This is a genomic window from Mesorhizobium sp. WSM4308 (assembly GCF_002294905.1).
Classification (GTDB): domain Bacteria; phylum Pseudomonadota; class Alphaproteobacteria; order Rhizobiales; family Rhizobiaceae; genus Mesorhizobium.
The window spans coordinates 146,638-162,574 of sequence record NZ_NSFW01000009.1 but is presented as its reverse complement, the minus strand read 5'-3'; the positions used below and the strand labels follow the sequence as shown (position 1 = coordinate 162,574).

General features: G+C 65.0%; 4 protein-coding genes. 1 reads left to right on the top strand and 3 read right to left on the bottom strand.

The window, feature by feature from the left end:
• Window positions 1-115 precede the first annotated feature (115 nt).
• The 3 genes from CK227_RS18355 to CK227_RS18345 all read right to left on the bottom strand — a co-directional run bounded on the left by CK227_RS18355 (window position 116) and on the right by CK227_RS18345 (window position 10,005).
• Window positions 116-1,768 (bottom strand): ABC transporter substrate-binding protein, encoded by a 1,653-nt coding sequence (locus CK227_RS18355; RefSeq protein WP_095773872.1) that lies wholly within the window; start codon window positions 1,766-1,768, stop codon window positions 116-118.
• A gap of 253 nt (window positions 1,769-2,021) precedes the next feature.
• Window positions 2,022-8,075 (bottom strand): translocation/assembly module TamB domain-containing protein, encoded by a 6,054-nt coding sequence (locus tag CK227_RS18350; protein WP_095773871.1) that lies wholly within the window; start codon window positions 8,073-8,075, stop codon window positions 2,022-2,024.
• A 1-nt stretch (window position 8,076) separates the two neighbouring features.
• A complete protein-coding gene (locus tag CK227_RS18345) occupies window positions 8,077-10,005 on the bottom strand; it encodes an autotransporter assembly complex family protein (RefSeq protein WP_095773870.1) in 1,929 nt (642 codons plus the stop codon).
• A gap of 271 nt (window positions 10,006-10,276) precedes the next feature.
• Here CK227_RS18345 and CK227_RS18340 point away from each other — a divergent pair, with 271 nt between their 5' ends.
• The gene (locus tag CK227_RS18340) at window positions 10,277-15,775 is read left to right on the top strand and encodes an alpha-2-macroglobulin family protein (RefSeq protein ID WP_095773869.1); all 5,499 of its coding nucleotides are present in this window, start codon (window positions 10,277-10,279) and stop codon (window positions 15,773-15,775) included.
• Window positions 15,776-15,937 lie beyond the last annotated feature (162 nt).

Genomic DNA, 15,937 nt, shown 5'->3' with positions numbered 1-15,937 from the left:
CCTGTTTTTATCGCATGGCCTTTGCGGGTGAGTCCGTATTTTTTACGGACGAACCTGCAATGGCGACGCGGAGAGGGAGGGAAAGGGGCATTGCCCCTTCCCCCGGCCCGATCGATCAGGCCTGATCGAGCCAGACCTTGCCGTAGTCGCGCTCGAAGGTCGGATGCATCTTGTAGTTTTGCACCGCCTTGACCGAGTGGCTGTAGAGCTTGCGCCAGTAGGGCTGGATGATGATGCCGGAAGCCTGCAGGATCTGCTCGATGTCCTTCATCATTTCCTTGCGCTTGGCAGCGTCGGCAACGGCGAGTGCAGCGTTGAGCTTGGCGTCCCAATCCGGATTCGACCACGCTGCCTCGTTCCAGGCCTCGCCGGTGCGATAGGCGATGGCCAGGACCTGCACGCCGAGTGGGCGCATATTCCAGTTGGTCATGGACAGCGGATACTTCGTCCAGTCGTTCCAGAACGTCGAACCCGGCAGCACGGTGCGCTTGACCTTGATACCGGCGTCGCGCAGCTGGGCGGCGATCGCGTCGCCGGTGTTCTTGTGCCAGTCCTCGTCAACGGTGATCAGCTCGTGTTCGAAGTCGGCCTGGCCGGCCTCCGCCATCAGCGCCTTCGCCTTGGCCGGATCACGGGCAACCTTGGGCAGCTCGTAATATTCCGGATGGATCGAGCAGACATGGTGGTTTTCGGCGACCGAGCCGGCATTGCCGTAGCCGAGCTGGAGGACGACATTGTTGTCGACCGCCAGTTGCAGGGCGTTACGCACCTTCTGGTCGCCATAGGGCTTGTTGTTGACGTTGGTGCGGCAGACGATGGTCGAAGCCGTGACAACCTCCGACTTGACCAGGTCCATCTTGTCGAGGATCGAGACATAGTCGGCCGACGTTTCGAAGTTGGTGTGCACTTCGCCAGCCTCGAATGCGCTGACCATGGCCGCCGGATCGGTGCCGTAGTCGATGAATTCGATGCCGTCGAGAAACACTTCACCGTCCCACCACTTGTTGTCTTCGCGGCGCTTGTAGACGACTTTCTGGCCGACGTCGTAAGAGACGAGCTCGAACGGACCGGTGCCGATCGGGCAGGCCTTGAAGTCGCCGCCCTTCTCGTCGAAAGTCTTGTGCACGATCAGGCCGGGATAGTCGCACATGTTGGGAATGAGCGCGATGTCAGGCTTGGCGAGCTTGAGTACGACCGTGTGGTCGTCCGGCATGCTCACGGCGCTTTCGTCGAGCTTGTCATCCTTGACCAGCGAGCCGAGACGGCCGGGCATCGAATTGCCTTCGGCCTTCTTGTCGGCCCAGCGCTTCAGGTTGAAGACGACGTCAGAGGCTGTGAAGGGGTCGCCGTTCGACCAGGTCACGCCCTTGCGCACATGCAGCGTGTACTGGGTGGCGTCGTCGTTCACGTCCCAGCTTTCCAGCAGATAAGGACGGAACGTATATTCGCTCGTGTACTTGACCAGTGGCTCGAGCGCCTGGCGCTCGGCATTGGCAATTTCCGACCAGTCGGCCTTGCGAGGATCCTTGGGATCCTTGATCCACTGCGCGACCTTCAGCGTGCCGCCTTTCTTGCCTTTTACCTCTTCTGCCCTTGCCGGCGTCGGATCGGCGAGACCGAGAAGACCATAGGCCATCGCCGTCGAGGCGCCGAAGACGCTTGCCATGGCCAGGAATTCGCGGCGATCAACCTTACCTACCTTGGCTTCTTCGGCCATGGCCAGGATGTGATCCGGAACGCGATCGCCATTACTCTTGTAGATTGTCATGACTAACTCCCATTGTTGGCTTTCCGCCGATTAACATTCCGCATCCAGGCCCTGATGTCAAAGACGGCTTGGATTGGGAACATGTTGGCGAATGTGCAACTTTGAAAAGGGAGCGGTACGCGCGATAGCGACAGTCTTGACGCAAAATTGCTAGTGCGCCCAGATTTCGCCAAAATCCACTCAGGGCGATTAAACTGAGACATTGGCACGGGTTACGACAGCGCCAGTCCCGGCAATGGTGAGGGCCAGTCCCTCAATATTCTTTTTCGTAGAAGATTCCGCCCTTGGCCTCGCCGGCGTCCGTCGCCTCGCCACGCAACTTGACGCCACGCCCGACATTGAGGTCGATGGTCGCCTTGCCCGAGCCCGGCTTGTCGCCCTTCTGGATGGTCACATAGGTGCGGTCGTTGAGGTATTTGCCGGCCGAGACCGCCGTGCCGCCCTTGTCGTCGGTGGTGACGTCGAGATCGTCGACGCCGATGGCGCTGCGCAGGTTCTCCAGCAGCGACGTCGAGCCGCCGACGCCAGCCAGTTGGCCGGCCGCCTCGGCCAGCTGCGCGATCTGCAGCGGCGACAGGTTCGACATGGACCGGCCGAAGATCAATTGCGCCAGCACCTCGTCCTCGGGCAGCGCCGGCACCGAGGAGAAGGTGAATTTCGGATTGGTCGCCTCGCCCGACACCACGATGGTGACGGTGGCGCTGGCCGTCGTCGTGGTCGCCGTCAGGTTGAGATAGGGCACCAGCGAGCCGGAGAAACCGACCGTACCCTCGGTGAAGGTCAGCCGCTTGCCCAGGATCGACAGCCGGCCACGCTGCAAGGTGAAGGTGCCGACGGCCTGTGGCGACGAGGCCGGGCCGGTCAGCCTGAGCGAGCCGCCCAGTTCGGCATCGACGCCCCTGCCCTGGATGAAGATCTGGTTCGGCGCATTGACGGTGACGTCGAGCGCAAGCCCGCTGCCGCCGCTCTTGCCCGACGTCGTTGCCGGGCGCAGCGCCTTGTCCTGCGCGCTGACGGCGCCGGGCGCGTTCTTGTGCTTGACGTCGAGCGCCGAGAGCGAGCCCGGCAACTTATCCGGAACCGTGATGACGGTCTTGGCGAGATTGACGGCGCCGGCAATCGCCGGTGCCGATACCAGCGGCCCCTTGATCGTCAGGTCGCCGCCGAGATTGGCGGTCACCACGCGTCCGTCCGTATAGCGCCCGTCGGTGAGCTTGATCGACAGGTCGGCCGGAAAACCTTGCGCCGGGTTGATGCCGACCGTGCCGCTGGCCGACAGGCTGCCGCGCGTCGACAATGTTCCGGTCAGGCGGTTGATCCTGGCGACGCCGCCGCCGATCGAGACATCGGCCGCGAGATCGTTGACGGCCAGGCCCGAGCGGGCATCGACCAGCCGCGCGCCCGATGTGCTGACACTACCGCCGACGACAGGCGACGTCGCCGGGCCGCGCACCTGGACATTGACCGTGGCTGTTCCCGACAGCGACAAGCCCTGCGCGGCAAGCTTCTGGCTGAGCATGCCGAAGGGCACGGCACCATTGAAGTCGAGCACCAGCGCCGGCGTGCCCGCCGTCGTCACCGTGCCGCCGCCCTTGAGGCCAAGGCCGGCGCCATCGCTGATATTGGCGTTGAAGGTCAGCTTGTTGCCGGCAAAGGTACCGGAGGAGGCAACTCCGACCGCGCCGACGCCGGCGCCTCGGGTTTGCGACGTCTGCACGCCGGCCGCGTCTATGTTGAAGGCTACGGAAGGGCTCGCCGGCGCGCCGGTCACCTTCACCGTGCCGGAAATCGAACCGGCGGCATCGAGACCCGGCGAGAAACCGTTGGCGAGCGACATCGGCACCTTCGCCAGCGCCGCGTTGATGTCGAGCGCCTGCCCGACCTTGCCGGTCACCGTCGCCGTGCCGCCGCCAAGGTTGAGCACCAGCCGGTCCAGCGTCGTCGTGCCGTTGGCGATGCTGACCGTCGAAGCCTGGGCGATGGCCGCCTTGATGCCCTGGACGGTCGCCTGGCCGGAAGCGAGTTCGATGGTGGTCGTGCCATTGGCCACCTTCACGCGGCCGGCCGCCTTGGCCGGAATGCCCTTGACCGTGGCGCCACCGGAAAAGCCGGTCCAGTCGCCGTCGCGCTTCAGATCGACATCGATGCCGCTGATCACGGTGCCGCCCGATTTGACGGTGTCGGCGCGGATCTTGCCCGAGGTCACCGGTGCGGCGAGATAATTGGCGATCAGCGCATCGATGGAAACCGCCTTCGCCTGGAGATCGCCGCGCGTGATCGAGGCGGTGGCCGCCTTGATGGCGACCTGAGGTGCGGCACCGTTCTTCGTGAAGGCGATCGTGCCGCGCACGTCGCCCTCCGCCTTTTCCAGCGCCAGCGCGGCGAGCGGGCCGATATCGGGCAGGTCGAGCGAGATGGTGCCTTCGGGTACGAACTTGTCGTCCAGCGCCAGATCGCCGGAAATCCGGTTCTTGCCGAGCGACAGGAGCAGGCCGTTGATGGCGCTCTTGCCGTCCGCCGTCGCCAGCACCGCGCTGCCTTGCAAGGCTTGTCCCGCGACATTGCCGGTCAGTTGCACGTTCGCGGCCGGGTTGGCGGCATCCGCCTTGCCGGTAGCCGTGAGCTTCAGTCCGGTGATCTCGCGCTCCGCCACCAAAAGCCGATCGCTGCTGACCGTCAGCGACAGATCGGGGGCGATGGCCGGGCCCTGTGCGTTCAGCGCAAAGGCAATGGCGCCCTTGGCGTCCTTCGACAGCGGCGAGATGTCGGCAAGGGCGCCGGTGATGTCGGCGGCCAGCTTGTTGTCGGCAAGGCTCGCCCGCCCTTGTGCGGTCAGTCCGCCCGAGACCAGCTTCAACCCATCGAGATTGATGCTGCCGTTGGGATCGCGCTTCAGCGTGGCGCTGATCTGCGCGCGCTCGCCAAGCATGCCGCGCGCCGCCGCCGGCAAGGCCGATGACGGGGCATCCGCACTCAGCTTCAGGTCGATGGCGCCATCGCGCAACGACACCTGCCCGGCGACCTGGCTGTTCAGCGCATCGCTCTTGAGCGAGCCGCTGTCGATGGCTATGCCGTCCGACGTCAGCCGGGCGTTCAGCGCGGCCGTCACCTTGCCGGCGATCAGCGGTGCGATAACGGCATTGTCGAGACCGACCTTGTCCACCGACACCGTGCCGGAAACCTGTCCGGCGCGGTTCTTGAGATCGAACGCATCCGAATGCAATGCCAGGACAAGCCCGTCCACCTTCGCCGGGCTGGTGGTGACCGAAGGCAGGATCGCGGAGACGTCCAGGCGGGCTCGCGCGGTCTCGCCCGCCGCCTTGGCCGACAAGGACCGTATCTCGATCTTCACCGGGCTCGCGGCGCTTCCGACCGTCAGCGGCAGGCTCGGTCCCGACGATGTAAGGTCGAGGGCAAAATCGCTGGCGCCGTTCGGATTGATGGTGCCGGAGGCCTCGCCGGAAATCTTGTCGCCGGACAGCGTCGCATGGTCGAGGACGACGCCGCCGGCCAGGGTGTAGGTGCCGGCCGCGTCGACCGCGAGCGACCCGAGCCCGGCCTGGCGGGTCTGGCTGGTTTCGACGCCTGCAAGCTGTGCGTTGAACCGAACTTCGGGGGCAGCCGGCGTTCCAGTCACTTGCGCAGCGCCGCCGAGCATTCCCACCGCATCGAGCGCGGGGGCAAAATCATTGGCCAGGGCCGCCGGCAGCGCGGAAAACTGTGCGGCGAGATCGAGCGTCTGGCCGGCGTTGCCCGACAGCGTCACCGAACCGCCGCCGACATCGAGCGCCAGCTTCTCGATGCTGGTGGTGCCGTTGGCGATGGTCAGGGTCGAGGGTTCAGCGATTGCCGCCTTGATGCCGCGAACCGTGGCTTCGCCCGAAGCAATCTCGACGCTGGTGGTGCCCTCAGCAATCTTGACCCGGCCGGCGGCGGTCGCCGGAATGCCTGCTATGGTGGCGCCGCCGGTGAAATTGGTCCAGTCGCCGTCGCGCTTCAGGTCGACGCCGATGCCGCTGATCTCGGTGGCGCCCGAGGTGACGCTGTCGGCCTTGATGGTGCCCGAGATCGCCGGCGCCTTGAGATAGTTGGCGATCAGCGCGTTGACGGCAATCGCCTTGGCCGTCACTTCGCCACGCGCGACAGACGTGCTTTTCGCATCGATGGTGACGGAGGGTGCGTCGCCGTCCTTGGCAAAGAGGATGGTGCCGTTGATGTCGCCGGTCACGGCCTGGCCGGCGAGTGCCGCCAGCTGGTCGATTGCCGGTGCGGCGAGCGTCAGCGTGCCGAGCGGCATGAACCTGTCATCGAGCACCAGGTCGCCGGAAACCTTGTTGTCGCCGAGCGAGACCAGGAAACCGTTGATCGAGCGCTTGCCCTCGCTGGTCACCAGCGCCGCCTTGATATCGAGCGGCTGGTCGTTGACCGATCCGGTCAGCGAAACATCGGCCGAGGGGCTCGCTATGTCCGCCTTGCCGCTTGCCGTCAGCTTGATCGCCTTCACCGTGCTGCCCGAGGCGGTCAGGCTGTCGCTGTTGGCGGAGACGGTGAAATCCGGGGCCGTCCTGGCGCCGCTTGCCGACAGCGCGAAATCGACACCGCCGGCAACCGGCACGCCGACCGTCGGCGACAACACCGACACGTCGCCCAGTTTGCCCTTGATGTCGGCCTGGATATCCGTGCCTTGCATGCTGGCGGTGCCGCTGGCGCTGAGCGAGCCGGAGGTCAACGAGATCGAGTTGGCGGCAAAGGCCCCTTGCGGATCGCGCGTCGCGGCGGCCGAGAACTTCACCCGTGCGCCAAGCACCGAGGCGATCTGCGGCGGCAAGGCCGTCGCCACGGCGTCGGCGTTCATTTTGAGCCGCATCGACAGGTCGGCAAGTGCCACCGTCGCCGTCAGCGAGGCATTGAGCGCATCGGAGCGCAGCGTGCCCTGGTCGATGGCGATGGCGTCCTTGCTCAGCGATCCGGCGAGGTCGACATCGACCTTGCCGGTGATCAGCGGCGCCAGCGTCGCCACGTCGGTCTTCAGCCCGCCCGCCGCCAGCTTGACGGCGACCGGCCCAGCGCGGTTCTGGATGTCGAAGCCGTCGGAATGGATCTGTGCCGAAATATCGTAGAGCTGGGTACCGCCCGCCACCACCGAAGCCAGCGAGGCACCGATATCGATGATCGGCGCCTTGCCGTCGCCGAAGGCGCGGGCGGTGGCGTTCCTGATCGCGACAGTGATCGGTTGCGCCGCGCTTCCCACAACGATCTGCACCGGCGCGCTTTTGGCGGCGATTTCGACCGACAGATCGCTGGCGCCGGCGGGGTCGGCGATGCCGGTGGCTGTGCCGTGGATGGCGTCGCTTTCGATGCTGGCCCGGTCGACACTGATGCCGCCGGCCGATGTCGCGGTGCCCGCGACATCGAAGCTGGTCTTGCCGGTAAACAGCGGCCTCAGATTTTCCGGCAGGAAGGGCGCGAACTCGCCGTCGCCCTTGGCCTCGACGTGGTTGCCCTTGTCGGTGAGTTGATGACGGCCCGTCAGTTGCGTGACGATCTTGCCGTCGACCATGAATGTGGCGATGCCATTCCAGTTGGCCAGTGGTCCGGTGCCCGAGACCGCTATGTCGACCGGCGGCGTATCGGGCAGCTTGAGCAGATTGGCGATGATGCCGCCGGCCGGCTCCGATGCCTTGAGGTCAAGGTCCAGCCTGTTGTCTGCCGGCGCAAAGTGGATCTTGGCGGCGACATTGCCTTGCTTGCCGTCATGGCGGGTGACGTTGAGCACCGTCTCGACCGCCAGCGGCGCCGCGTCAGCCTTGAGCATCCCCTTGGCGGCGAGTTCGGCGATGCCGCTGCCGGCCAGTTGCTGGCCAAGCACGATTTCCGGCAGGTCGATCTCTCGGATGTCGATGGAAACCGGCAGCGTCGCCGTGCCGCCCTGCGCCGGCGGCTGCGTGCCGGCCACAGGCAGGCGTGCCAGTTCGATGTGCTCGGCGGCTATGCGGCCTGCACTGAAGCTTTTCGACAGCAGCGCCAGCGGCGACCAGTCGACGGCGACCTTGCGCGCCACCAGCCAGGCGCCCTGGCGGTCTTCCAGCACCACATGGTCGACGCTGAGCGCGCCCGACCAGATGCCGTCAATGCCGCTGACCGTGATCTTGCGGTCGTCGTTCGAAGCCAGCCGCGAAATGATGCCGGCGAGATTGTCGCGTCCGCGCTCAGTCTTGGTCAGGACAACGAGCGCGCCGATCGCGCCCGCGACCACGATCAGCAGCGTGTAGAGGACAATGCGAAGGATGCGCCACACCGTCTTCATGTCAGAACGCCTGCCCGATGCCGGCATAGATGCCGAAATGCGGATCGCCGGGATCGCGGTTGAGCGGCACGGCCGCATCGATGCGCAGTGGCCCGAACGGCGTGACGTAACGCAGGCCGACACCGGCGCCGACCTTGACGTCGGAGAAGTTGGGAACCGACTTGGTCGACACCGTGCCGGCATCGACGAACGGCACGATACCGATCGTATCGGTGACGGCTATGCGCATTTCGACCGAGGTCTCGAAGAAGGACAGGCCGCCAATCGGCTGGCCGGTGAAGTCTTTCGGGCCTATGCCCTGATAGGCATAGCCGCGCACCGAACCGCCACCACCGGAGTAGAAGCGTCGGTCGGCCGGAACGTTCTGCAGCCCGGTGCCGACGATCGAGCCGACGGCGACGCGCTCGGCCAGCACGAATTTCGAGGCCGTGTCCAGCGACTGATAGGCCGATCCCTCGCCCTTCAGCTTGAGGAAGGCCGCACCGCTCAGAATGTCGTAGCTCGGCTCGGCATAGGCCAGCACCCGGAAGCCCCTGGTCGGGTTCAGCCTGCTATCCCTGTTGTCATAGACATATTGCAGGGGAACGCTGGCGATGAGGTAGGTGTGCTTGCCGAACGCATCCGTGATCCTGGAATAGTCGAGCGCCACTTCCGCCGAGACCGTCTGCTTCTTGTCGAGTTCATAGGACAGGCCGGTGCTGCCCTTGACCGAGAAATGGTCATACGCATCCGGATGCTCGAGCACGGTCTTGAAGCTGGCAAAGAACTTCGACGCCGGCCCGATCACGCCGGGTTTTTCGAACATGATGCCGGCATTGTAGTTCAGCTCGGACAGGTTGTTGCTGCCGATGCCGCTGATGGCGCCATCAATGCGCAGCTTTTCCGCGTGACCAAACAGGTTGCGGTGGCCCCAATAGCCTTCCAGGCCCAGCCCTTCCGTGTTCGAGAAGGTGCCGCCCAGGCCGAAATAGCGCGGCTTGCGCTCGCTGACCTGGACGCCGATCGGGATGTTGCCGTCGGCATCGAGCTTGTCGGCTTCCTTGAAGGTGACGCTGTTGAAGACTTCCAGCGCCAGCAGCCTGTCGCGTGCGTCGCTGATCTCCTGCGGCGAATACTGCTTGCCGCGCTTCAAGCCCGTCATGTATTCGGTGAAATCGCGGTCGACTTTCTCCGTGCCCTCCACCGTGGTCGCGCCATAGCCGGCGACCGGCCCGGCCGCCACCGTCAGCGTCACGTCGAGCGTCGAGGTGGCATGATCGGCGACGATCTGCCGGTCGGTCACCTTGGCCAGCGGCCGGCCCTGCTCCTTCAGCGTCCGCACGATCAGCGCCTCGGCCTTGAGCACCGCCCCCGATCCGGCGTCGCCGCCCGATATCAGACCGTAGTCGGCGCTCATCAGCCCCGCCGCGTCGCCCTCCAGCCTGATGTCGCCGAGGGTGAATTTCGGGCCGGCGCCGATATTGATCGCCACCGGAATCGGCTGCGGACCCTTGAATTCGGCATCCGGCGGCAAGTCGTCGAGCGGTTTGCCGTCGATGGTGATGGTGACCACGCCTTCGTAGCGGGCATCGGCGTAAAGGGCGGCGACCAGTTGTTCCCTATCGCTGCGCGCCTTGGCCATCAGCCCGAGCGAACCGGAAACTGGTCGATCCTCATCGCCCTTCAGCGCCGACGCGTTTTCGAGCTTCTTGACCAGATCCTTGTCGGCATCGGGCGCTGTGATGGTAACGGCATAGCGCAGCGGATCGACGATATCGGCGTCCTCGTCGTTGGACGATCCCCACAGCTTGATGCCGAAAAGCTCGAAAGCGGCCGCAGGCCTTGATTCGGCAACCAACGCAGTTGCGCACATCATGGCCAAGAGCAGGGCGCGCGGAAGCACGCGCCCTGGCGCGGTCCCTCCTGACATCTGCTCTTCATGCGCCGGCATTAAGACAACCTAGGTTACAAAACTAAAATTGGAATGAAGTTCTGAAGCGCTCGTAAAGGGGCCACAATCCAATTGTCTGAAATAGGACGGGCTTGGAATTCACACCTTTTGCGTCGCCGCAAGAATGCGTGATCCCCTGTCCTATGGAGGTACTACCGGTCATCGGCCGGAAAGGAAACCGTTGGCAGGCGGAACCCTGCCGCGTCCTGAGTTGACAAGCTTGACTGGAGCTTGAACATGCCTGGACGTCTGCAATTGTCTGGAGGGTGTAATGGCAATGCGCGCGGCTCGTGGTCTGTCGATCCTGATCCTTCTCTTCTTCGCCTGGGCCAATGTCTTGGCCTGGAATGGTGTCGCGCAAGCGGCCGAGGCCCGGCGAATCGCAACGACGGACAATTCCGACTATTTCGGCTTTGATCTCAGATCCGATCAGAATGTCACCCTCGACCAGTGCAAGACGACATGCCTTGGCGATCCGGCCTGCCGTGCCTTCACCTACAACACCAAGGCCAAATGGTGCTTTCTCAAATCCGACTACAACCAGCTCAAACCATTCAACGGCGCGGTCGCCGGCAAGGTCGTCAACATTGACGGCGATCCCGATATCGGCGCGCCGCCAGAACTGACCTTCTTCCCCAACTGGATGGCCGACCAGGCCCAGCAGTACCGCAACAGGCTGCTTGGCCCGGCCTTCGACAAGCCGACCGAAGGCATGGCCGCCCTGATCAACTCGGCCGAACAGGCCGTGCTGACCGGCAACCATCGCTCCGCCATGCAGAAATACGAGGCCGCGGTCTCGGTGATGCCCGATGATGGCCAGCTCTGGCTCAATCTGGCGCGTGAAACGCTGGCTGTGCAGCCCGCCACAAACACCTCCGAAGCGTCGACCTTGCCGATGAACGCCACTTCGGCCGCCTTCAACGCCTATAAGTTGTTACGCACCACCAAGACGCGCGCGGACGTGCTGGCGCTGCTTGGCGCCGGCCTCGACAAGCGTGATCTCTACCGCCCGGCGCTGCAGGCCTATGAGGCGAGCCTTGCGCTGGTTGCGTCGCCGGCCGTGCAGGCCGACTATGCCGATCTCAAGGCCCGCAAGGGTTTCCGTGTCGTCGACCACAGCGTCGATGCCGACACCAGCGCGCCCCGCATCTGCGCGCAATTCTCCGAGGAACTGGTCAAGACCGGCGTCGACTACGCGCAGTTCGTGACTGTCGACAACGCGCCGCCGAAAGGCGTCGAGGCCAAGGACAAGCAGATCTGCGTCGAAGGCCTCGAACACGGCCAGCATTACGACGTCACCTTCCGCGCCGGCCTGCCGGCGGCCATCGGCGAAGTGACCGCCGCTCCCGTGGTGCTGTCGATCTACGTGCAGGACCGCGCCCCGTCCGCCCGCTTCACCGGCGACAGCTTCGTGCTGCCGGCCGGCGCGCGCCGCGGCATTCCGGTCGTCACCGTCAACATGAACGCCGCCGAAATGAAGCTCTACCGCATCGGCGACCGCTCGCTGGCGCAGCTTCTGTCGGGCTACCAGTTCCTGCACCAGCTCGACGGCTATGACATTTCCAACATTTCCGAGCAGATGGGCGCGCCTGTCTGGCAGGGCAAGCTCGACATCGTCAACGACCTCAACAAGGAGGTCACCACCTCCTTCCCGGTCGACGAAGCGCTGCCGCAGCGCAAGCCCGGCGTCTATGTGCTGACCGCGCAGGCCGTCGACGGCAAGGGCGACGACTACAATTCGCTGGCCACGCAGTGGTTCGTCGTCTCCGACATCGGCCTGTCGACCTATACCGGCCAGGATGGGCTCAATGTCTTTGCCCGTTCGCTGGGCTCGGCCAAGCCGATAGCGGGCGCCGAATTGACGCTGGTTGCCCGCAACAACGAGATTCTCGGCACCGCGACATCGGATGCCGACGGCCACGCGGTCTTCAACCCCGGCCTGACGCGCGGCGACGGCGGCATGGTTCCGGCCGTGCTGATGGCCAAGCAGGGCGACAATGATTTCGTCTTCCTCGACATGTCCAAGGCCGGCTTCGACCTGTCGGACCGCGGCGTCACCGGGCGCGCGGCGCCCGGCGCGCTCGACGTCTATGCCTGGACCGAACGCGGCATTTACCGCGCCGGCGAGGATGTCCATGTCGCCGCCCTTGCCCGCGATGGCGCCGCCAAGGCGGTAGAGAACCTGCCGCTGACCTTCATCTTCTCGCGTCCCGACGGCGTCGAGGACCGCCGCATCGTCAGCGACGGCGCTTCGGCCGGCGGCCATGCCATCGACCTGCCGCTCGAACCCAACGCCATGCGCGGCACCTGGTCGGTGTCGATTTACACCGATCCGAAGCAGCCCGCGGTCGCCAGCCAGATGTTCCTGGTCGAGGACTTCGTGCCGGATCGCATCGAATTCGACATGAAGGCCGACAAGCAGGAGATCGAGCGCGGCGAAACCGCCAACATCAACATTGACGGCCGCTTCCTCTATGGCGCGCCGGCGGCGGGCCTGGCGCTGGAAGGCGAGCTGACGCTGTCGACGGCGCGCGACTGGGACCGCTTCCCCAACTTCTCCTTCGGCCTCGCCGATGAGCAGTCGGCTGAGCCCACGGTGACGCCTCTGACCAACCTGCCGGTGGTCGGCGATGACGGCAAGGCGACCTTCCCTGTTACCGTCGATCAGTTGCCCTCGACCACCAAGCTGGTCAACGGCAAGGTGACGGTGCGCATGCGCGAAACCGGTGGCCGCGCCATCGAGCGCTCGCTCGACATCGGCATTCGCCCGCAAGGCCATATGATCGGCATCCGTCCGGACTTCGCCGACGAAGAAGTGCCGCAGGGCGGCACGGCCAAATTCAGTCTGATTGCGGTCGATCCGGCCGGCAAGCGCGAGGCGCTGAAAGGCGCGCAGTGGACGCTGGTCAAGGTCGAACGCAATTACCAGTGGTACCGCTCCAACAATTCGTGGAGCTACGAGCCGGTGACCTTCACCAAGTCGATCGCCAATGGCCAGATCGACCTCGGGGCCGATGGCGACGCCACCGTTTCCGTTCCCGTCGATTGGGGCCAATACCGGCTCGAGGTCGAAACCTCCGATCCCGAGGGACCGGCCACCAGTTATGAGTTCGACGCCGGCTGGTATGTCGCCTCGACCACCACCGAAACGCCTGACGGCCTCGAGATCGCTCTCGACAAGGACAATTATGCCGCGGGCGAAGTGGCCAAGCTGAAGGTCTCGCCGCATTTTGCCGGCGAACTTCTGATCAATATCGGTTCCGACAAGCTGTTGAAGACCATCACGGCCACCGTCCCGGCCGGCGGCAGCACCATCGACATTCCCGTCGGTGACGATTGGGGCGCCGGCGCCTATGTCACGGCAACCCTGTTCCGGCCGGGCGATGCGCAGGAGACGCGCATGCCGGCCCGCGCCATCGGCGTGAAATGGCTGACGGTGGATCCGGGCGCCAAGAAGCTCGCGGTCACGCTGACGCCGCCGGACAAGACGATGCCGCGCCAGCAGCTGTCGATCCCGGTTTCCGTGGCCGGCGTGCAGCCGGGCACCAACGCCTATGTCATGGTCGCCGCCGTCGATGTCGGCATCCTCAATCTGACCAACTACAAGGCGCCCGACCCAGAGAACTGGTTCTTCGGCCAGCGCATGCTGGGCATGGAGATCCGCGACATCTATGGCCGCCTGATCGACGGCTCGCTGGGCACCACCGGCAAGCTCAGGACCGGCGGCGACGGCGCCAACATGCAGGCGCAAGGTAGCCCGCCCACCGAAAAGCTGGTCGCCTTCTTCTCCGGCCCGGTCCAGCTCGACGCCGACGGCAAGGCACGGATCGACTTCGACATCCCGCAGTTCAACGGCACCGTGCGCGTCATGGCCGTCGCCTGGACCAAGGAAGCGGTCGGCCATGCCCAGTCGGATGTCATCGTGCGCGACCCGGTGGTCATCACCGCCGGCCTGCCGCGCTTCCTGGCGCCCGGCGACAATGCCGTGATGCGGCTTGACGTGGCCGACACCGACGGCCCGGCCGGCGACTATGCCTTCTCGATCGACACGACAGGCGACCTGTCGACGGGCGACAAGCCCCTGCCCCAGAAGCTGACGCTCGCCCAGGGCAAGCGCCAGACGCTGACCGTGCCGCTGATCGCCAAGACGCCGGGCAATGCCTCGCTCACCATCAAGCTGGCGCACGCCGACGGCACCAAGGTCGAGCAGACGCTCTACGTGCCGGTGCGCCCGGCGCAATTGCCGGTCACCACGCGCCTTGTGGTCGACCTCAAGGGCAATGGCGGCGCGCTGCGCGTCGACAAGGAACTGCTGGCGGCAAGCCTGCTGGAAGGCGCTACCGTCAGCGTCGGCGTTTCGCAGACGGCTGCCTTCGACGTGCCCTCGCTCCTGATGACGCTCGACCGCTACCCCTATGGTTGCGCCGAGCAGACCACCAGCCGCGCCATGCCGCTTCTCTATGTCAACGAGATGGCCTCGGGCGTCGGCATGGAAAGCGACCCCGACCTGCATGGCCGTATCCAGGATGCCATCTATAAGGTGCTGAGCTACCAGTCCTCGAGCGGCAGCTTCGGCCTGTGGGGCCCGGGCTCCGGCGATCTGTGGCTCGACGCCTATGTCAGCGAGTTCCTGACCAGGGCGCGCGAGCAGAAATACGACGTGCCGGCTCTTGCCATGAACCAGGCGCTGAGCAATCTGCAGAACTCGCTCGGCTACGACCAGAGCGTACAGGACCGCGGCAGCGAGATCGCCTACGCCCTCTACGTCCTGGCCCGCAACAAGAAGGCCTCGATCGGCGATCTGCGCTACTACGCCGACACCCAGCTCGAAGCCTTCTCAAGCCCGATGGCCGTTGCCCAGCTGGCTGCGAGCCTTGCGCTCTACGGCGACACCCAGCGCTCGGAGGCGACCTTCAAGACCGCGCTGCAGCTCGCCAAATCGAGCACCGACTACGACTGGTACCGCTCCGACTACGGTTCGGCGCTGCGTGACGGCGCGGCAATGCTGTCGCTGGCGGCGGAATCGAAGCCGGTTTCGTCGGTCGTGCCGGAGCTGATCAAGCTGGTGACCCGGCAACGCGCCGAAGTGCGCTGGACCAGCACCCAGGACGATTCCTGGATGCTGTTGGCGGCCCGCGCGCTGAAGGAGGGCAATGATTCGATCACGCTCTCCGTCAATGGCGCGCCGCATTCGGGTGGCTATTCCAACCAGGTCAACGGCTCCGAACTGGTCGAAAGCCCGCTAGAAATCGCCAACACCGGCAAGACCCCGCTGCAGGCCGTCGTCACCACCGTGGCGTCGCCGATCCAGCCAATGCCGGCCGGCGGTGACGGCTTCAGCATCAGCCGCACCTACTACAAGCTCGACGGCACTGAAGCCAATGTGACGGAGGCAACCCAGAACGAACGCTATGTCGTCGTGCTCAAGGTCACCGAGCAGAACAGCTGGCCGTCGCGCCTGCTGGTCACCGACCTGTTGCCGGCCGGCTTCGAGATAGACAATCCGGGCCTGGTCTCCAGCGCGCAATTGACGAACTTCTCCTGGCTGGCGCAGACCGACGCGGCCCATCTCGAATTCCGCGACGACCGTTTCGTCGCGGCGTTCAACCCGGCCGACGGCGATCACGACCACAATCTGACGCTCGCCTATGTCGTGCGCGCGGTGACGCCGGGCACCTATGCCCATCCGGCGGCAACCGTGGAAGACATGTACCGGCCGCAATACTCGGCCCGCACCGCCACCGGCATGATGGAAATCAAGGCGCCGTAAGGTGCCTATCGTGGCGATCATGCAAATGGCGATGGCGCTAATGACAGCTTCCTCCTCCCCGTCACCATACGGGGAGGTGAACCGTGGTCCGCGCAGCGGACGAAAAGCCAACTTCTTGGCTTTTCGAACGGCGAACGCCCGAAGGGCCGTCGTGCCGGCAGC